The following is a 17690-nucleotide window of genomic DNA, read 5'->3' on the forward strand; positions in this document are numbered from 1 at the left end:
TTCAGCGGGGCAGCCTGAGCACCCGTCGGGCGATGACGTTGAGCTGGATCTCGATCGTGCCGCCGCCGAAGAGCACCGACGGCAGACCGATGTGGTCGATGACCGGGTCCGACTCGGTGCCGGCCGCGGTGCGCTCGCGGGCCGGGCGGGCCACGGCGCCGCACGGACCCAGCACGCTGAGCAGGTCTCGGGAGTTGTCGCGCTGGGCGATCGCGTTGAAGACCTTCTGGACGCTGATCTCGGCCCCGAGGTCGAGGTCGGAGAGCCGCGCCAGCACGCTGCGCAGGTTCAGCGACGACAACGCCATCTCCCGGCCCACGCAGCGTCCGAGCACCCGCAGCACCTGCTCACGGGTGGCGGCGTGGGTGCCTTCGTCGATCACCGAGCGCACCAGCGCGGTGGAGCCGTGGCTGAGCCGCGCCCCCATGGACAGCCGCTCGTTGGACAGCGTGGTGACCGCGAGCCTCCAACCTTCGCCGGGGCCGGCGACCAGGCACTCGTCGGGCACGAACACGTCGTCGAGGAAGACTTCGTTGAACTCCGAGAGACCGGTGGCCTGCTTCAGCGGCCGTACGTCGACCCCGGCCGAGCGCATGTCGACCAGGAAGTAGGAGATCCCCTGGTGCTGGGGGGCGTCGGGGTCGGTCCGTGCCAGACACACCCCCCAGTCGGCCTCGTGCGCCATCGAGTTCCAGACCTTCTGCCCGGTCAGCGACCAGCCGCCCTCGACCTTGCGGGCGCGGGTGCTCAGCCCGGCCAGGTCGGAGCCGGCGCCGGGTTCGCTGAAGAGCTGGCACCAGAAGATCTCGCCACGCAGCGTGGGGCCCATGAAGCGCTCCTGCTGCTCGGGCGTGCCGTGCACCATCAGCGTCGGCAGCACCCACTCCCCGATAACGGTGGAGGGCTGGGCGAGACCGCGGCGGACGAACTCGCGGGCGATGACGGCCTGCTCCTCGGGCCCTGCTCCGCGACCCCACGGGGCGGGGTAGTGCGGAGCGACGAGCCGCGCCGCGGCGAGCGCCTCCTGGCGGCTGCCGCCCCGCGACGGCGCCCAGCCGCTGGCCGGGAGCCCGTCGTCGGGCAGGCCGACGACGGTGTCGAGCACCTCGCGCACCTCGGCAGCGAGGTCGGGCAGCGAGTCGTCGTCGACGAACGAGAAGTCGCGCTCGACCCCGAGCGCGGTGGCGCCGAGCCGGCCGACCCACTCCTCCTCGGGTCCCCCGAGCGAGGCGAGACTGATGGCACGACGCCAGTAGAGGTGGGTGTCGTGCTCCCAGGTGAACCCGATGCCGCCCATCAGCGCCACGCACTCGAGCGCGGTGTCGACGGCCGCCGGCAGGGCCGAGACGTGTGCCTGGGCGGCCGCCAGGCGCTGCTGCTCCAGGGGGTGGTCGTGGGCGCGGGCGGCGTCCCACGCCGCGGCGCAGATGATCTCGGCGCGCACCAGCATCATCGAGGCCTTGTGCTGCACGGCCTGGAAGCTGCCGACGGGACGACCGAACTGCTCACGGGTGCTCACGTGCTCGACCGCGGTGTCGACGCACCAGCGGGCGACGCCGCTGGCATCGGCCGCGAGCAGGGCGCCGGTGACGAGGTCGAGATGGTCCGGGGCCGCCGCGGGCAGCAGGTCGGCGGCGCCGACCCGGTGACCCCGGAGCTCCAACCGGCCCACCGAGCGGGTCAGGTCGGTGGGCTCGTCGACGAGCACCTGCGCGCTCGGCGCGTCCGCCAGGCGGAACCAGACCGGCTCGGCGGCCGGGTCGGCGCTCTGGTCGGTGCGCACCAGGACGATCTCGGCCCCCGGTAGCCCCAGCACGGGCAGCGAGGTGCCGTCGACGACCCAGCCGTCGCCGTCGCGGGTGGCGCTCAGCCCGCTCGTGGCCACGAGCGCACCGGTGGCGCCGCCGGCGTACGCCTCGACCAGCTCGCCGGCCAGCGGGTGCTCGGGCAGGCTCGCCGCCACCGCGCTGGCGATCACGGTGCTCAGCAGCGGGCCGGGGAAGAGCGCACGACCCAGCTGCTCGACGACGACCGCGAGGTCGGGCAGGCCGGCGCCGGCGCCGCCCCGCTCCTCGGACAGGTGGATGGCGTGCAGACCCTGACGCACCAGTGCGTCCCAGGAATCGAGGCGCTTGCCGGCCCCCAGGTCCGTCAGCTGGGCGCGGGTCGACTCCACGGAGGCGGCGCGGCGCGCCCAGGCCGCGACGGAGTCGGCGAGGTCGCGGTGCTCGGAGGTGAGGGCGAGGGGCATGAGGTGCTTCCTGGGTGCGGTGGACGGGGTCAGGCGCGTTCGAGGATCAGGCAGGTCGTCGAGGCCGAGGCACAGATCGCCACCATCGCCAGCTGTGCGTCCCGACGCTCCAGCTCCTCGATGGCGGTGGCGATGAGGCGGATGCCGGTCGCGCCGGCCGGGTGGCCCAGCGCGATGGCGCCGCCGCTGGGGTTGAGCTTCTCCTCGTCGACCCCGTGCACCTGCGCGAAGGACATCGGCACCGAGGCGAACGCCTCGTTGACCTCGAACACGTCGATGTCGCCGATGCTCAGCCCGGTCGAGGCCAGCACCTTCGACGCAGCCGCCACGGGACCGTCGAGGAGGTACTCGGTGTCGCCGCCGATGAGGCACTGGCCGAGCAGGCGGGCCCGCGGCGCGTGACCCAGGGCGCGGGCGCGCGCCTGGGACATCAGCACCGCGGCGCTGGCGCCGTCGGAGACCTGCGAGGAGGTGCCGGCGGTGTGCAGCCCGCCCTCCTTGACCGGGCTGAGCCGCGCCAGGGCCTCCATCGACGTCTCGCGCAGCCCCTGGTCGCGAGTGACCACGGTGTCGCCATCCGCTCCGGGAGCCGTGATCGGGATGATCTGGCCGTCGAAGCGGCCGGCGTCCCAGGCGGCCCGGGCGCGCTGCTGCGAGCGCAGGCCGAAGGCGTCGAGGTCCTCGCGGGTGAACCCGCGGTTGACGGCGATCCGGTCGGCGCCGGTGTACTGGTCGGGGCTGTCGACGGCCCAGCCCTCGGGACGGGCATGGCCCAGGCCGAGCCCGGTCTTGTAGGTCAGCGGCACCCGCGACATCAGCTCCACGCCGCAGGCCATCCCGACCTCGAGCGAGCCGAGGGCGATCGAGCCGGCGACGAGCTGGAGCGCCTGGGCAGCGGTGCTGCACTGGGCGTCGATCGTGGTGGCACCGGTGTGGTGCGGCAGCCCGGCGTGCATCCACGCCGTGCGCGTGACGTGGCCGAACTGCTCACCGATCGGGGTGACGCACCCGCCGATGACCTGCTCGACGGTCTCGGGGGCGAGGTCCAGCCGCTCGAGGACGCCGCGCTGGGCGGCGCCGAGCAGCTCCGCGGCGTGCACGCCGGACAGCCAGCCCTCCCGCTTGCCGAAGGGCGTGCGGGCGGCGTCGACGATGACGGGTCGGTTGCTCGGGTCGGTGCTCATGCGGGGGTCCTCTCCCAGGGGCGGGCGTCGAGACCGTGGACGGTGAGGTCCCAGTCGCGGATCAGGTCCAGGCTCACGGTGGTGCGGCCGGTGACGCTCTCGGGGCAGTCGCAGAGCGCGAGGACGCCCTCGACCATCTCCTCGAGCGACTCCACCTGGTCGGGGCGCAGGGTGTCGCCGACGAGCTCGGCGGCACCCTCGCTGAGCACCGCTGCCCGCGGCTGCACCGCGTTGACCCGTACGCCGCTGCCGTGCAGCTCGGCGCCCAGTCCGTTGGTCAGGCGGTTCAGCGCGGCCTTCGAGGCGGCGTACACCGCCAGGTCCGCCCCGGGTTCGACGAGCTCGAAGGGCGGGCCGGGGAAGTGCCGGGCGCTCGCGCTGGATACGTTGACGATCCAGCCCTGCCCCGCGGCCCGCATCCCCGGCAGCGCAGCCTGGATCAGGTCCATCGGCGCGTGCACGTTGACCTCGAAGGTCAGCCGGCGGCGCTTCAGCGAGAAGTCGGCCATCGGCTGGTAGATCGCCGCGGCCGCGTTGTTGACCAGGACGTCGACGGGGCCGCCGAGCAGCTCGGCGGCGGCGGGGACGACGCGGGCCCGGTCGTCCTCGTCGGTCAGGTCTGCGGCCAGGGTCTCGACCCTCGTCCCGTACGCCTCGAGCCGCTCGGCGGTCTCCCGCAGGCTGCCGCCCAGCGGGTTGCCGCCGGGCTCGAGCGTGCGGGCCACGAGCACCACGTCGGCACCCTCGGCCGCGAGGCGCTCGGCGACGCCGGCCCCGATCCCCCGGCTGGCGCCGGTGACCAGGGCGCGGCGTCCCCCGAGACGCCCCGTCGTGTCCTGGGTCATCGCGTCACTTCTTGGAGGTGGCGAACGCGTCGATGCTGGCGCCGATGTGGGCGACCTCGGCGTCGGTGAGCCCGTGGCTCATGCCCAGGGTCATCCCGCGCTCGAAGACGGCGTCGGCGTGGGGCAGGCCGCCCTCGGGGACGCGGTGCTCGACACCCTTCATCATCGGGTGCCGGGTGACGTTGCCGCTCCACACGGTGCGGGTGTCGATGCCGGCGTTCTCGATGAACTCCTGCAGCTCGCTGCGGGTGAAGGGGGCGTCGGCGTTGATCAGCACCGGGTAGCAGAGCCAGGCGGTGTCCAGGCCCTCGGTCTCGCGCGGGGTCGTGAAGAACTCGGGGTGCTTGGCGTAGGCGGCGGTGTAGGCCGCGAAGGTGTCCTTGCGCCGCTTGTAGTTGGCCTGGAGCTTGTCGAGCTGCACGGTGCCGTAGGCGGCGCCGAGCTCGGACGGCTCGAAGTTCCAGGGCAGCAGGTCGAAGATGAAGTCGTTGTCGTACTCGACGCCGTCGAGGTCCTCGCGGAAGACGCGGCCCCTGCCGTTGCCGAACAGGTTCGGCTCCGAGCGACGGCCCCAGCGACGCAGCAGCAGCGCCTTGTCGCGGGTCTCCTCGTCGTCCATCAGGACCATGCCGCCGGTGCCGGCGCAGGTGATGATGTGGGCCATCGAGAAGCTGGTGACCACGATGTCGGCACGGGCGCCGGTGGGGGTGCCGCGCAGCGTGGGTCCGAGCGCGTCGCAGGTGTCCTCGATGACCTTGAGGCCGTGCTTGTCGGCCACCGCGCGGATCTTGTCCCAGTCGGGGCAGTTGCCCGCGAGGTTGGGGATCAGGATCGCGGAGGTCTTGTCGGTGACCATCGCCTCGATGGCGTCCTCGTCGACGTTGAACGTGTCAGGGGTGACGTCGACGAAGACCGGGATGAGGCCGGCGCGCACGATCGGGGCGACGTCGGTGGAGAAGGTCAGCGGCGAGGTGATGACCTCGCTGCCCTTCGGCAGGTCGAGGAGCTCGATGGCCAGGTACAGCCCCGACGAGCCGGAGTTGCACATGACTCCGAACTTCTTGCCGCTCAGCTCGGCGACACGCGTCTCCATCTCCTTGACGTGCTTGCCGATGCGCAGGCCCTGGTGGCCGCTGCGCAGCACGGCCATGACGGCGGCGATCTCCTCCTCGCCGTGGGTGGCGCGGGCGTAGGTGATGCGTTCGGTCAGGGGCGCGGGAGGGGTCTGGGTCATGGGAGTTCTCCTGGAGATGTGGGGGCGCGCCCCCGGGGTGTCAGTGGTCGGTGGAGAGGACGAGGGCGCTGTGCGGGACCGGCGAGCCGCCGGTCACGAGCACGTTGTCCAGGGTCTTGGTGGGCTGGTTGACGGAGGTACCGCGGATCAGGCGCACGCCCTCGGCGATCCCGTTGACGCCGTGGATGTAGCCCTCGCCGAGCTGCCCGCCGTGGGTGTTGATCGGCAGCCGGCCGTCGAGCTCGAGGTGGCCGTCGGCGATGTAGTCCCGGGCCTCGCCGCGACCGCAGAAGCCGTACTCCTCCAGCTGCAGCAGCACCATCGGGGTGAAGGCGTCGTAGAGGATCGCCGCGTCGATGCCGTCGGGACCGGTGCCGGACTGCTCCCAGAGCTGGCGCGCCACGAGCTCGACCTCGGGCATGTGGTCGATGTCGTCGCGGTAGTAGCTGCTCATCGAGATCTGCTGCGGGCCGACGCCCTGGGCAGCGCCGGTGATGACGGCGGGCGGGTGCGGGAGGTCGCGGGCGCGCTCCGCGCTGACGATGACCAGCGCCTGGCCGCCGTCGCTCTCCTGGCAGCAGTCGAGCAGCCGCAGCGGGTCTGCGATCATCCGCGAGGCCTGGTGCTCCTCGATCGTGATCGGGCGCTCGTGGAACCACGCCTTCGGGTTCGTGGCGGCGTGCTTGCGCGAGAGCACCGAGATGGCGCCGAAGTCGGCGCTGGTGGCGCCGTAGCGCTCCATGTAGGTCCGCGCGAGGAACGCCTCCTGCTGGGCGGGGGTGAGCAGCCCGTAGGGGTTGATCCAGTTGCGGTACTCCTGGTCGGTGTTCTGGTTGTAGGCGAACGGCGGGGGTCCGGCGCCGAAGCGGTGGCCCGAGCGCTCGTTGAAGGCGCGGTAGACGACCACGACGTCGGCCACGCCCGAGGCCACGGCCAGCGCGGCCTGCTGCACCGGCGCGCACGCGCCGCCGCCGCCGTGCGGGATCCGGCTGAAGAACGTCAGCTCGGGGATGCCCAGCGCACGGGCGACCGCGATCTCGGGGTTGGTCTCCATGGTGAACAGCGCGAAGCCGTCCACCTCCTCGACGCCGATCTGGGCGTCCTCGAGCGCGGCCAGGGTGCTCTCGCACGCCAGCTGCCACTCGCTGCGACCGGAGTCCTTCGAGAACTCGGTCGCGCCGATGCCGGCGATCGCGGCCTTGCCGGAGAAGCCGAAGCCGGTCATCAGTTGTCTCCCTCGTCGCTGGATGTGGGGCGGGTGGGCACGAGCCGGACCTCCGCGGTCACGTGCGCGCCGCGGGCGTTCCTGCCGACCACCGAGACGGTGAGCGTGGCGCCGTCCACCTCGACCACCTCACCGGTGAAGGTCATCGTGTCGCCGGGGAAGTTCGGGACGCCCAGCCGCAGCGAGACCTTGCTGATCCGCGCGGTCGGGCCGAAGACGTCGGTGACGTAGCGGTCGATGAAGCCGTTGGTGGAGTTGATGGACATGAAGATGTCCGGGGTGCCGCGCTCGGTGGCCTTGCCCGGGTCGTGGTGCACGTCCTCGAAGTCCTGCGAGGCCATCGCGGTCGCCACGACCAGGGTGCGGTCCAGCGGCAGGTCGAGCGTCGGCAGGGCGGTGCCCACGACGCAGTCCTCGAACGACAGGGTCCCGGTCACGACCGGGGCGAAGAGGATGCTCATGCCGCTCCCCCGCTCCGCGGGCGCAGCTGCGGCAGCACCTCGCCGTGGGCGTGCTCGGAGAAGCCCACCTCGAGCTCCAGGCCGATGCGCAGGTCGTCGTGGTCGACCCCGCTGATGTCGGCCACCAGCCGGGTGCCCTCCTCGAGATCCACCAGGCCCACCGCGAGGGGGTAGTCGAAGGCGTCGTCCTTCGGGTGGTGGATGACCGTCCAGCTGTGCAGGGTGCACCGGCGGGTGGAGTCCACGCTGTCCCACTCGAAGGACCGGCACGACGGGCAGGCGGGTGCCGGAGGGTGGCGCAGGGTCTCGCAGGAACTGCAGCGCTGGATCGCCAGGCGTCCCTCACGGGCGGCGGTGAACCAGAACTCGTTGTCCTGGGTGATGGTCAGGTGCGGGACCGAGGTCCGCGGTGCGTCGCTCATGCGATCTCCTTCGATCCGGGGTTGAAGCGCAGGATGACGAAGCGCTCGTCCACGACGAGCTCGTCGCGCTGGTCGACGTAGCGCTTGCGCAGGGTGATGAAGCAGCCGAGCCCCAGACCGGTCCTCTTGAGCGGTGAGATCGACTCGATGGTGAAGTGGCAGGTCACGCGGTCGCCGGGGTGCAGCTCGCGCAGGTACTCCTGCTCCTGGCCGGTGGCGACGACGGAGGTGAAGCCGTGGTCGTCGAGGAGCGCGAGCAGGCGCGAGTAGGCGTGGCTCTCCTGCTGCCCCTCGGCTCGCAGCTGCTGCACCTCGCGCCAGCGCCGGTAGCCCTGCATCACCCAGGTGGTGATCATGGCGGGCGGGCAGATGAGGTCGTCGCGACCCGTGGCACGCGCCGCGTCCCGGTCGACGTACACGGGGTTGCGGTCGTCGTGGGCCTCGACCCAGTTCCGGATCATCGCCTCGTTGACGGCGTACCTCGCCACGCGAGGCGGCTCGGCCACCTCGCCGACGAACTGCTCGAACTGAGCCTCGAGCTCGTGCACGGCTGCACCTCCGACATTGTTGAGCAAGCGCTTGGGTAAGGTGAATGAACCACACTTCGGCCGTCTTGTCGCCACCTCGGTCCCACTGGGTGCGACCTGGCCCGGACGGTGCTAGTTTCACTTGAGCAAGCGATTGAGAGGTTCCTGTGACAGTGCTGACGCAGCACCATGACCGGCCGGTCGACGCCCACCCCGAGGACGACCCCGCGACGGCCCCTCGGCCCGGGGTCGTGGAACGGATGACGCAGATCCTCGACCTGTTCCTGGCCCACGATGGCTACCACCGGCTCGAGGACATCAGCGCCGGCACCGGGCTGCCCCGCTCGACCACCTTCAGGCTGCTGAGCCAGCTCGTGACGCTGCGGTGGCTCGAGCACGATGCCCACGGCTACCGCGTCGGTGGCCGCGTGCTCGGCATGACGGCCCGCGCCACCGACCACGGCGAGCTGCGCAGCGCCGCCGCCGACCTCCTCAACGAGCTGCACGCGCGCACCGGGGCCGTCGCCCACCTCGGCGTCCTCGACGACGCGTCGGTGAGGTACCTCGACAAGATCGGCGGCCGGGCATCACCGACGCTGCCCAGCCGCGTCGGCGGGCGGCTGCCCGCCCACCGGACCGTGCTGGGCCGGGCCCTCCTCGCGTGCCTGCCGGCGGAGCGCGTCGACGCGCTGCTGGCGGCGGATCCGGCCCCCGGACACCCACGCCCGGACCTCCCCCGGCTGCATGCCCAGCTGCACCAGATCCGCCTGCGCAACGGCGTGTCCGCGCACGAGGTGCACAAGCTCGGGCCCGACGTCACAGCCGTCGCGGTGCCCGTCCGGGGACCCGACGGAGCGATCGCCGCGATCTCGCTGGCCGGGCGGGGCTCGCTGCGGCTCGACTCGATGATCCCCCTGGTCGTCGCTGCCGCTCGGCGCACCTCCCAGCTGATGTTCCCCCACTGGGAGCCGCAGCACGCGGCGCCGACGACGCGCTCCCGCGCGGCGGGCTGAGACGTCGTGGGAGCCGCACTGCCCGAGCGCCGGGCCCAGATCATGGCCGTCTCAGCGGAGCTCTTCGCGACCCGGGGCGTCACCGCGACGACCGTCCGCGACATCGGTGACGCCGCGGGGGTCCTCTCGGGGAGCCTCTACCACTACTTCAAGTCCAAGAACGCGATCATCGCCGAGGTCCTGGCGGGCTTCATGGACGACATCCACGCACGCTTCAGCGAGGTCGCCGGGACGTCGACCTCGCCCGAGGAGACCGTGCGCGGCCTCGTCCACGCCACGCTGCTGACGATCGAGCGGCACCCGCACCCGACGGCGATCTACCAGAACGACCGGCAGTACCTGCGCGAGCACGGGCTGCTCGACCCGGTCGACAGGACGTCCCGCGAGATCCGCGGCTTCTGGCTGGCCGCGATCAGCGCGGGCATCGCGGACGGCACCTTCCGCGACGACGTCCCCGCCGAGATCTTCTACCGCTCGCTGCGCGACAGCCTGTGGGCGACGATGCACTGGCCGAACCGTGCCCAGTACTCGACCGCGGACTTCGCCGACCTCGTCGCCACGCTGTTCCTGAGCGGCTTCACCCCGCGCCCGCCCCAGGGGTGATCGAGGTCCCGATCGGGCGACCTCAGCGCAGCATGGTCGCGCCGCCGTCGGCCATCAGCGTCTGACCGGTCATGTAGCGGCTGGCGTCGCTGAGCAGGAACAGGACCACGGGCGCGACGTCCTGGTCGGGGTCGCCCCACCGGCCCATCGGGTTCTTCGCGACGATCCCCTGGTACTCCTCGGGGAAGCGCTCCGCCCAGGCCATCACCCCGCCGGTCGCGGCGATCGGACAGACGACGTTGACCCGGATCCCGTCACCCGCCCACTCCTGCGCGGCCACCCGGCTCAGGCCACGGACGGCCTCCTTCGCCGCGGCGTACGACGCCTGGGTCGGCATCCCGGTCAGCCCGGACCCGGAGGCGAAGTTCACCACCGAGCCGCCGGTCTCGAGCAGGTGCGGGTGCGCGGCCTTCATGAAGTTGAAGGTGGCGTGCAGCCCGGTCCCGAGCGCGAGGTCGAAGTCGGCGCGGTCCTGCTCCAGGAGCGGTGCCTGCCTCGAGGCCTGGGCGACGTTGACCAGCATGGCGGGCGGCCCGAAGGACTCGACCGCGGCCGCCACCGCCCGGTCGGCGGTCGCGGGGTCGGCGACGTCGCCGCCGATGAACCGGGTGCGCTCGCCGAGCTCGGCCACCACCGCGGCGCCGGCCTGCTCGTCACGGTCGACGACCACGACCCGGCACCCCTCGGCCACCAGGGCGCCCACGATCGCGCGGCCGATCCCGGCGGCGCCACCGGTCACCACGCCGACGCGGTCCGACCACTCGGTCGTGCCCGTCATAGCGACGCGTCGAGCATGTCGCGCACGGCCAGGGCGCTGAAGACCATGGCGGTGCCGATCGGGATGCCGGGCCCGGGGTAGAACGCGCCGGCCATCGAGGCGCTGGCGTTGCCGGCGGCGTACAGGCCGGCGATCACGGTGCCGTCCTCGCGCAGCACGCGGGCCGAGGTGTCGGTGCGCAGCCCACCCTTGGTGCCGAGGTCGGAGAGCACGAGCCTGGCGGCGACGTACGGCGGCTGGTCGAGCGGGACCAGCGCGGGGTTGGGCCCCGTGCCGATCGCGAAGAAGCGGTCGAACTCGTCGTCGCCACGACCGAAGTCCTCGTCGCGGCCCTGCTCGGCGAACCCGTTGAAGCGCTGCACGGTCGCGGTGAGCGCGTCCGCGGGCAGGCCGGTGGCCCCGGCGAGCTCCTCGAGGGTCGGGGCCTGCACCCAGGTGCCGGACTCGAGGTGCTCGGCGGGGCTGCGCGGCGGGAGCGAGATCGCCGGCAGGTCGCCGCCGGAGCGGGCGTCGAAGACGAACCACGCCGGCACGTGACCGGGCTCGGCGAACATCTCGCGACCCATCCGGTCGTAGGGCAGCGACTCGTTGGCGAAGCGGTTGCCGGTGGCGTCGACGACGACGCCGCCGCGGAAGCCGAGGGTGAACGCCGCGGACCCGTCGGGGTGGGCGATGCCGGGGCACCACCAGCCCTGGTCCATCAGCTCGGTGGCGGCGCCGACGGCGACGGCGGCCTCGATCGGCTCGCCGGTGTTGGTGCCGGCCGGGGCCATCGCCCAGTCGGCCGCGCCGGGCACCCCGTGGGCGCTGCGCATCTCCTGGTTGCGCTCGAAGCCTCCCGAGCCGAGCAGCACCCCGCGCCGAGCGCCGATGCGCCGTGGTCCGTCGAGGGTCTGGGCGACCACGCCGACGACGCGCTCGCCGTCCGTGACGAGCTCGGTGACCGCGTGCCCGGTCCGGACCTCGCCGCTGCCGGTGCGGTCGAAGGCGAGCAGCAGCCGCCCGATCAGGGCCCGGCCGCCGACGAGCTGGGCGCCCTCGGCGTGGCCCAGCCCCTCGCGGTCGCGCTCGACCGGGGGACGGACCAGCGCGAGCAGCTCCCCCAGGTCGGCCTGCTCGATCTCGAGCGGCACGATGGAGCGCCCCATGGGCACGCGGCCTGCGGCGTCGAAGTAGTCGGGGAACGGCTGCAGCCGGAACTCGAGCGCCGGGTCCTTCTCGAGCTCGGCGACCAGGCCGGGCGCCGTGGCCACGAACGCCTCCACCTTCTCCGGCTCGGAGCCGCCCAGCACCGCGGTGAGGTAGTCACGCGCCGACTGCGACGAGTCGGCGCTGCCGGCCCGCTGCTGGACCTCGCTGCCGGGCAGCCAGCAGGCGGCGCCGGAGTACGCCGATGTCCCGCCCAGCCGACCGGCCTTCTCCAGCACCACGGTGTCGTGCCCGTCGCGGGCCGCCAGGTAGGCGCCCGTCAGGGCTCCCGCACCCGATCCCACGACGACGACGTCGTGCTCCTCGTCCCAGCTGTCGTCCCGGCTCACAGTCATCCCAGTCCTTCGTCGCAGTCGGCGGTCGGGGCGACCGCCTCGCACGGTCACACCTGTGCCGGTCAACGTCGCAGCAGGTGACAGACGTCGCACGCCCCTCTCCCGCTGTGCGGGACAGGGGCGTGCGCGGGGCAGGGGGTCAGCTGCCGTAGACCTTCTCGGGGGCCGGGGCCTGCTCGATCAGCGCCCGCAGCCGGGTGCCGACCTCGGCGGTCTCCCAGCGCCGACCCAGGTCCTCGGCGGGGCCGTGGGTCCAGCCGTTCTCGACCGTGACCTTGCCGCCCTCGATCTCGATGACGCGACCGGTGACGTCGCCGGCCTCCTCGGAGGCGAGCCAGGCGACGACGGGCGAGTTGTCGGCCGGGTCGGGCATGGCGGAGGTGTCGAAGGCACCCTCGGTCATCCGGGTGCGCGCGACGGGCGCGATCGCGTTGACGGTGACGCCGTACCGGCTCATCTCGGCGGCGGCGACCAGCGTCATGCCGGCGATCCCCGCCTTGGCTGCGGAGTACGTGGTCTGCCCGATCGAGCCCTGCAGCCCGGCGCCCGACGAGGTGTTGATGACCCGGGCCGCGCGCTGGCGGCCCTCCTTGGCCTCGGCGCGCCAGTAGGCGCCGGCGTGGCGCAGCGGGGCGAAGTGGCCCTTGAGGTGCACCCGCACGACCGCGTCCCACTCCTCCTCGGAGGTGTTGACCAGCATCCGGTCGCGCACGAAGCCGGCGTTGTTGACGAGGACGTCGAGCCCGCCGAAGGTGTCGATGGCCTGGCGGACCATGGCCTCGGCCTGGTCGAAGTCGGCGACGTCGGCGCCGTTGGCGACCGCGCGGCCGCCGGCCGCCTCGATCTCCGCGACCACGGAGTCGGCGGGGGTCTCACCGTCGCCCTCACCGGCCAGGGAGACGCCGAAGTCGTTGACGACGACCGCGGCGCCCTGGGCGGCGAGCTCGAGCGCGTGGGCGCGGCCGATGCCGCGGCCGGCGCCGGTCACGATGGCGACGCGTCCTTCGAGGATCTTCTTCACGGGTGCTCCTTGGGTCAGCGGGTGGGTTCGGGAGGAGGGTTCAGGGTGCGGGGATCAGGGTGCGGGGATCAGGCGTTCTGGACCGCGGTGAGGAACACGGGGGGCTCCCCGCCACCGTGGCAGGCCAGCGTGGCACCGCTGACGTAGGAGGCCAGGTCGGAGCCGAGGAACAGCGCGACCGAGGCGACCTCGCCGGGGCGGGCCATCCTGCCCAGTGGGATCGTCGCCTCGATGGCCGCGACCTGGGCGTCGCCGCCGTAGTGGTCGCCGGTCAGCTCGGTGCGGCACAGCCCGACGTTGACGCTGTTGAGGCGCACCTTGGGGGCCCACTCGATCGCGAGCGAGGCGGTCAGCGAGTCGACGCCGGCCTTGGCGGCGCCGTACACGGCCGTGCCCGGCGAGGGACGCAGCGCACTGATGGAGGAGATGTTGACGATCGCGCCGCCGCTGTCCTGGCCCTGCATGACCTTGTTGGCGGCCTGGGCGACGAGCAGCGGTCCGAAGAAGTTGAGGTCCATCACCTTCGCGTGGAAGCGCGGCGAGGCGTCGGCGGCCAGCGCGTACGGCGCCCCACCGGCGTTGTTGACGGCCACGTCGAGGCGACCCTCGGTGGCGGCGACGTCCTCGACCATCGCCGTGACCGCGTCGGGGTCGCGCACGTCGCAGGTCACGTGCCGGGTGCCGGCCAGCGGCTCGGCCCCAGAGCGGGCACAGGTGACGACCCGCGCGCCGGCGGCGACGTAGGCCTCGGCGATCGCGCGGCCGATGCCCTTGCTCCCGCCGGTGACCAGGACGACCCGGTCGGTCAGGTCCAGGGTGACGCTCATCGAGGTGTCCTTCGGTCGGGGGCAGGCGGACCAAGCAAGTGTTAGGGTACCAAGCAAATGCTAGGTCGTGCACCGTACGACCCACTGCGCGACCCACTCGTCCCCTGTGAGAGGCACCCCATGGCGATCACCTCCGAGCTGCGAGCCGACGGCATCCGCGTCGTGACGATGCAGCATCCTCCGGTCAACGCATTGACGGTCCAGGGCTGGTACGACGTGGCCGCGGCCCTCGACGAGGCGAGCCGTGACATGGACACCCACGTGGTCGTGCTGCGCGCCGAGGGCCGCGGCTTCAATGCGGGCGTCGACATCAAGGAGATGCAGCACACCACCGGCTTCGACGCGTTGATCGGCGCCAACAAGGGCTGCTACGCCGCCTTCAAGGCCGTCTACGAGTGCGCCGTACCGGTCGTCGCGGCCGTGCACGGGCACTGCCTGGGCGGCGGGGTCGGCCTGGTCGGCAACGCCGACTGCATCGTGGCCAGCGAGGACGCCTACTTCGGCGTGCCCGAGGTCAACCAGGGCGCGCTCGGCGCCGCGACCCACATGGCGCGGCTGGTGCCGCAGCACATGATGCGCACCCTCTACTTCACCGCCCGCACCATCAAGGCCGCCGACCTGGTGCAGTTCGGCTCGGTCCTCGAGGTCGTCCCCCGCGACGAGCTCGACGAGGCCGCCCTGGCGGTCGCCGGCGAGATCGCGGCGAAGGACACCCGGGTGATCCGTGCGGCCAAGGAGGCCCTCAACGGGATCGACCCCATCGACGTCAACAAGAGCTACCGGTTCGAGCAGGGCTTCACCATGGAGCTCAACCTCGCCGGGGTGGCCGACGAGCTCCGCGACGGGTTCGCGGGCACCGACAAGGCAGGAAAGGCACACCAGTGAGCCCCAGGAGAACAGGACCCCGCGACAAGCGGATGACCATCGACGAGGTGGTCGCTGAGCTGCGCGACGGCATGACCATCGGGATCGGCGGGTGGGGACCGCGGCGCAAGCCGATGGCCCTGGTCCGCGCGATCCTGCGCTCGGACCTGAAGGACCTCACGATCGTGAGCTACGGCGGCGCCGACGTCGGCCTGCTCGTGCGTGCCGGCAAGGTGCGCAAGCTGGTCTACGCGTTCGTCTCCCTCGACACCGTGCCGCTGGAGCCCAACTTCCAGCGCGCCCGCCAGAACAAGGAGATCGCCGAGGTCGTCGAGCTCGACGAGGGCCTGTTCCAGGAGGGCCTGCGCGCAGCGGCCCACCGGCTGCCGTTCCTCCCGATGCGGGCGGGCCTCGGCTCCGACGTGCTGGTCAACAACCCGCACCTCAAGACCGTCACCAGCCCCTACCCCGACGCCGACGGCGTGCACGAGGAGCTCGTCGCGATGCCGGCGCTGACCCTCGACGTCGCGCTGGTCCACCTGAACCGGGCCGACAAGCACGGCAACGCGACGTACCTGGGTCCTGACCCGTACTTCGACGACCTGTTCTGCATGGCCGCCGACAAGGCGTACGTGTCGGTCGAGCAGATCACCGACACCGCCGGCCTGACCGTCGACACCCCGGTCCAGCGCCTGCTGCTGAGCCGGATGATGGTCAGCGGCGTCGTGGAGGCGCCGAACGGCGCGCACTTCACCACGTGCACGCCCGACTACGAGCGCGACGAGTTGTTCCAGAAGGCGTACGCCGCCGCGGCGTCCGGCTCCGACGAGGAGTGGGCCGCCTTCGAGCAGCGCTTCCTCGCCGGTGACGAGGACGCCTACCAGGCCGCAGTGCAGGCCTTCGCCCAGGAGGAGGAGAAGTGAGCGAGTTTTCCCGCGCCGAGGTCTGCGCCGCAGCCATCGCCGACGCGTTCCGTGACGACGGCGAGATCTTCGCCAGCCCCATGGGCATGCTGCCGATGCTCGGGGTCCGGCTGGCCAAGCTGACCTCGAACCCCGACCTGGTGATCTCCGACTCCGAGTCGCTGTTCCTGGCCGGCGTGCCCCCGCTGTTCGCCAAGGGCGACGTGGTCGAGGGCTGGATCCCCTTCCCCAAGGTCTTCGACGTGGTCGCCTACGGCAAGCGGCACGTGATGATGGGCGCCACCCAGGTCGACAAGCACGGCAACCAGAACATCTCCGCCATCGGCGACTTCGCCCAGCCCAAGCGCCAGCTCCTCGGCGTGCGCGGCGCCCCCGGCAACACCGTCAACAACCGGACGTCGTACTGGGTGCCCAAGCACTCCCCGCGGGTCTTCGTCGAGGCCGTCGACATCGTCTCCGGCGTCGGGCCCAAGAACGCCAAGGCGGCCGGGGCCGGGGCGTCGAAGTACAACGACATCCACCGCATCGTCACCAACCTCGCCGTCCTCGACGTCAAGGGCGCCGGCGACACGGTCCGGCTGCTGTCGGTGCACCCGGGCGTCACCGTCGACGAGGTGCGCGAGGCCACCGGCTTCGACCTCGAGATCGGCGCCGACGTGGTCGAGACCCGCTCCCCCACGACCGAGGAGCTGGTGCTGATCCGCGAGGTCATCGACCCCAGGACCCTGCGCGACCGCGAGGTCAAGCCGGTGGAGGCCCCGGTGGTGAACCCGTGATCGAGCAGCAGCTGCGCACCGCGCTGACCGACCTGGTCGGCGTGCGCCACCCCGTCGTGCAGACCGGCATGGGCTGGGTCGCGGGTCCGCGGCTGGTCAGCGGCACCGCCAACGCCGGCGGCCTGGGCATCCTGGCCAGCGCCACGATGACCTACGAGGAGCTCGAGAAGGCGATCATCGAGGTCAAGGGCCGCACCGACCAGCCCTTCGGCGTGAACCTGCGCGCCGACGCGGGCGACGCCTCGGACCGCTGCGACCTGCTGATCAAGCACGGCGTCAAGGTCGCCTCCTTCGCGCTCGCGCCGAAGCAGGACCTGATCAAGAAGCTCAAGGACCACGGCATCGTGGTCATGCCGTCGGTCGGGCTGCCCCGCCACGCCGAGAAGGTGGCCTCGTGGGGCGCCGACGCGGTGATGATCCAGGGCGGCGAGGGCGGTGGCCACACCGGCTCGGTGCCCACCACCCTGCTGCTGCCCAGCGTCCTGGACGCGGTCGACATCCCCGTCGTCGCGGCCGGTGGCTTCTTCGACGGTCGCGGTCTCGCGGCCGCACTGGGCTACGGCGCCGCCGGCATCGGGATGGGCACCCGCTTCCTGCTCACCGCCGACAGCGCGGTGCCGCAGGCGGTCAAGGAGCTCTACCTCTCCCACGACGTCAACGGCACCGTGGTGACCGCCAAGGTCGACGGGATGCCGCACCGGATGCTGCGCACCCCGCTGGTGGAGGAGATCGAGGAGACCAGCGCCGTCAAGCGCCTGGCCCCCACGATGCGCCGCACCCTGGAGTTCAAGCGCACCAGCGGCATGTCCTGGCTCGAGCTGGCCAAGGACGGCCGGTCCATGAAGAAGACCCAGGGCCGCACCTTGGCCCAGATGACGCTGGCCGCCAACACCCCGACGATGCTCAAGGCCGGCCTCGTCGACGGCGACACCTCCGCGGGCGTGCTCGCCTCGGGCCAGGTCGTCGGCGTGCTCGACGACCTGCCGACCTGTGAGGCGCTGATCGACCGGGTCGTCACCGAGGCCGCGGCCTCGCTGCGTCGTACCGCCGGCTTCCTCGCCTGACGAGTCGGCCCACATGTCGCACTGACCCGGCGCAGATGTCCCGCCGAGTCGGCCCGCATGTCGGGCCGACTCGGCTCATCTGTCTCCCCACCCGGGCGTGACTCGGCCGGGCCTCTTGCGCAGCGCGC

18 protein-coding genes are annotated in these 17690 nt (G+C 72.3%); 6 read left to right on the top strand and 12 right to left on the bottom strand.

The window, feature by feature from the left end:
* Position 1 precedes the first annotated feature (1 nt).
* The 8 genes from I601_RS02940 to I601_RS02975 are packed head-to-tail and all read right to left on the bottom strand — an operon-like array spanning position 2 to position 8170.
* A complete protein-coding gene (locus I601_RS02940; RefSeq protein ID WP_068106226.1) occupies positions 2–2251 on the bottom strand; it encodes an acyl-CoA dehydrogenase in 2250 nt (749 codons plus the stop codon).
* A 29-nt stretch (positions 2252–2280) separates the two neighbouring features.
* On the bottom strand, positions 2281–3435 hold the full coding sequence (locus I601_RS02945) for a steroid 3-ketoacyl-CoA thiolase (protein WP_068106228.1): 1155 nt from the start codon (positions 3433–3435) through the stop codon (positions 2281–2283).
* Positions 3432–4280, bottom strand: a complete 849-nt coding sequence (locus I601_RS02950) for an SDR family NAD(P)-dependent oxidoreductase (RefSeq protein ID WP_068106231.1) — start codon at positions 4278–4280, stop codon at positions 3432–3434. Before I601_RS02950 ends, I601_RS02945 begins: the two co-directional genes overlap by 4 nt.
* Positions 4281–4284: 4 nt before the next feature.
* Positions 4285–5514, bottom strand: coding sequence for a DegT/DnrJ/EryC1/StrS family aminotransferase (locus I601_RS02955; protein WP_218917738.1), 1230 nt, complete (start codon positions 5512–5514; stop codon positions 4285–4287).
* A 40-nt stretch (positions 5515–5554) separates the two neighbouring features.
* A complete protein-coding gene (locus I601_RS02960) occupies positions 5555–6739 on the bottom strand; it encodes a lipid-transfer protein (protein WP_068106234.1) in 1185 nt (394 codons plus the stop codon).
* Complete coding sequence (locus tag I601_RS02965) at positions 6739–7200, bottom strand: hotdog family protein (protein WP_068106237.1); 462 nt, start codon at positions 7198–7200, stop codon at positions 6739–6741. Before I601_RS02965 ends, I601_RS02960 begins: the two co-directional genes overlap by 1 nt.
* On the bottom strand, positions 7197–7622 hold the full coding sequence (locus I601_RS02970; protein ID WP_068106240.1) for a Zn-ribbon domain-containing OB-fold protein: 426 nt from the start codon (positions 7620–7622) through the stop codon (positions 7197–7199). The genes I601_RS02965 and I601_RS02970 overlap by 4 nt, the downstream gene beginning before the upstream one ends.
* Positions 7619–8170, bottom strand: a complete 552-nt coding sequence (locus I601_RS02975; RefSeq protein ID WP_068106243.1) for an FAS1-like dehydratase domain-containing protein — start codon at positions 8168–8170, stop codon at positions 7619–7621. The genes I601_RS02970 and I601_RS02975 overlap by 4 nt, the downstream gene beginning before the upstream one ends.
* A gap of 152 nt (positions 8171–8322) precedes the next feature.
* Between I601_RS02975 and I601_RS02980 the strand changes: the two genes are divergently transcribed.
* Together I601_RS02980 and I601_RS02985 are read left to right on the top strand one after the other, a co-directional pair.
* Positions 8323–9162, top strand: coding sequence for an IclR family transcriptional regulator (locus tag I601_RS02980; protein WP_218917739.1), 840 nt, complete (start codon positions 8323–8325; stop codon positions 9160–9162).
* 6 nt (positions 9163–9168) lie between these two features.
* On the top strand, positions 9169–9765 hold the full coding sequence (locus tag I601_RS02985; RefSeq protein ID WP_218917740.1) for a TetR/AcrR family transcriptional regulator: 597 nt from the start codon (positions 9169–9171) through the stop codon (positions 9763–9765).
* A gap of 22 nt (positions 9766–9787) precedes the next feature.
* On the opposite strand, the gene I601_RS02990 is transcribed toward I601_RS02985, so the two are convergent.
* From I601_RS02990 to I601_RS03005, 4 genes are all read right to left on the bottom strand, one after another.
* A complete protein-coding gene (locus tag I601_RS02990) occupies positions 9788–10543 on the bottom strand; it encodes an SDR family NAD(P)-dependent oxidoreductase (protein WP_068106245.1) in 756 nt (251 codons plus the stop codon).
* Complete coding sequence (locus I601_RS02995) at positions 10540–12087, bottom strand: FAD-dependent oxidoreductase (RefSeq protein ID WP_068106249.1); 1548 nt, start codon at positions 12085–12087, stop codon at positions 10540–10542. The genes I601_RS02990 and I601_RS02995 overlap by 4 nt, the downstream gene beginning before the upstream one ends.
* Before the next feature lie 139 nt (positions 12088–12226).
* Positions 12227–13108, bottom strand: a complete 882-nt coding sequence (locus I601_RS03000; RefSeq protein WP_068106252.1) for an SDR family oxidoreductase — start codon at positions 13106–13108, stop codon at positions 12227–12229.
* A gap of 68 nt (positions 13109–13176) precedes the next feature.
* Positions 13177–13935, bottom strand: coding sequence for an SDR family oxidoreductase (locus I601_RS03005; RefSeq protein ID WP_068106255.1), 759 nt, complete (start codon positions 13933–13935; stop codon positions 13177–13179).
* A gap of 120 nt (positions 13936–14055) precedes the next feature.
* Here I601_RS03005 and I601_RS03010 point away from each other — a divergent pair, with 120 nt between their 5' ends.
* The 4 genes from I601_RS03010 to I601_RS03025 are packed head-to-tail and all read left to right on the top strand — an operon-like array spanning position 14056 to position 17562.
* Positions 14056–14820, top strand: a complete 765-nt coding sequence (locus tag I601_RS03010; RefSeq protein WP_068106258.1) for an enoyl-CoA hydratase family protein — start codon at positions 14056–14058, stop codon at positions 14818–14820.
* Between the two features lie 32 nt (positions 14821–14852).
* The gene (locus I601_RS03015; RefSeq protein ID WP_068106261.1) at positions 14853–15722 is read left to right on the top strand and encodes a CoA transferase subunit A; all 870 of its coding nucleotides are present in this window, start codon (positions 14853–14855) and stop codon (positions 15720–15722) included.
* A complete protein-coding gene (locus I601_RS03020; RefSeq protein ID WP_068106264.1) occupies positions 15719–16498 on the top strand; it encodes a CoA-transferase subunit beta in 780 nt (259 codons plus the stop codon). The genes I601_RS03015 and I601_RS03020 overlap by 4 nt, the downstream gene beginning before the upstream one ends.
* Positions 16495–17562 carry an NAD(P)H-dependent flavin oxidoreductase gene (locus I601_RS03025; RefSeq protein WP_068106267.1) on the top strand — a complete coding sequence of 356 codons (1068 nt, stop codon included), beginning with the start codon at positions 16495–16497 and terminating at the stop codon, positions 17560–17562. The genes I601_RS03020 and I601_RS03025 overlap by 4 nt, the downstream gene beginning before the upstream one ends.
* Positions 17563–17690 lie beyond the last annotated feature (128 nt).

The organism is Nocardioides dokdonensis FR1436 (genome assembly GCF_001653335.1).
Lineage (GTDB): Bacteria > Actinomycetota > Actinomycetes > Propionibacteriales > Nocardioidaceae > Nocardioides > Nocardioides dokdonensis.

Excerpts from the sequence above, each read along its gene's own strand:
- I601_RS02990 (WP_068106245.1), bottom strand. The coding sequence starts at position 10,543 with ATGACGGGCACGACCGAGTGGTCGGACCGCGTCGGCGTGGTGACCGGT.
- I601_RS02940 (WP_068106226.1), bottom strand. The coding sequence starts at position 2,251 with ATGCCCCTCGCCCTCACCTCCGAGCACCGCGACCTCGCCGACTCCGTC.
- I601_RS03010 (WP_068106258.1), top strand. The coding sequence starts at position 14,056 with ATGGCGATCACCTCCGAGCTGCGAGCCGACGGCATCCGCGTCGTGACG.
- I601_RS02955 (WP_218917738.1), bottom strand. The coding sequence starts at position 5,514 with ATGACCCAGACCCCTCCCGCGCCCCTGACCGAACGCATCACCTACGCC.
- I601_RS02950 (WP_068106231.1), bottom strand. The coding sequence starts at position 4,280 with ATGACCCAGGACACGACGGGGCGTCTCGGGGGACGCCGCGCCCTGGTC.
- I601_RS03015 (WP_068106261.1), top strand. The coding sequence starts at position 14,853 with ATGACCATCGACGAGGTGGTCGCTGAGCTGCGCGACGGCATGACCATC.
- I601_RS02960 (WP_068106234.1), bottom strand. The coding sequence starts at position 6,739 with ATGACCGGCTTCGGCTTCTCCGGCAAGGCCGCGATCGCCGGCATCGGC.
- I601_RS02945 (WP_068106228.1), bottom strand. The coding sequence starts at position 3,435 with ATGAGCACCGACCCGAGCAACCGACCCGTCATCGTCGACGCCGCCCGC.
- I601_RS03005 (WP_068106255.1), bottom strand. The coding sequence starts at position 13,935 with ATGAGCGTCACCCTGGACCTGACCGACCGGGTCGTCCTGGTCACCGGC.
- I601_RS02965 (WP_068106237.1), bottom strand. The coding sequence starts at position 7,200 with ATGAGCATCCTCTTCGCCCCGGTCGTGACCGGGACCCTGTCGTTCGAG.
- I601_RS02970 (WP_068106240.1), bottom strand. The coding sequence starts at position 7,622 with ATGAGCGACGCACCGCGGACCTCGGTCCCGCACCTGACCATCACCCAG.
- I601_RS02995 (WP_068106249.1), bottom strand. The coding sequence starts at position 12,087 with ATGACTGTGAGCCGGGACGACAGCTGGGACGAGGAGCACGACGTCGTC.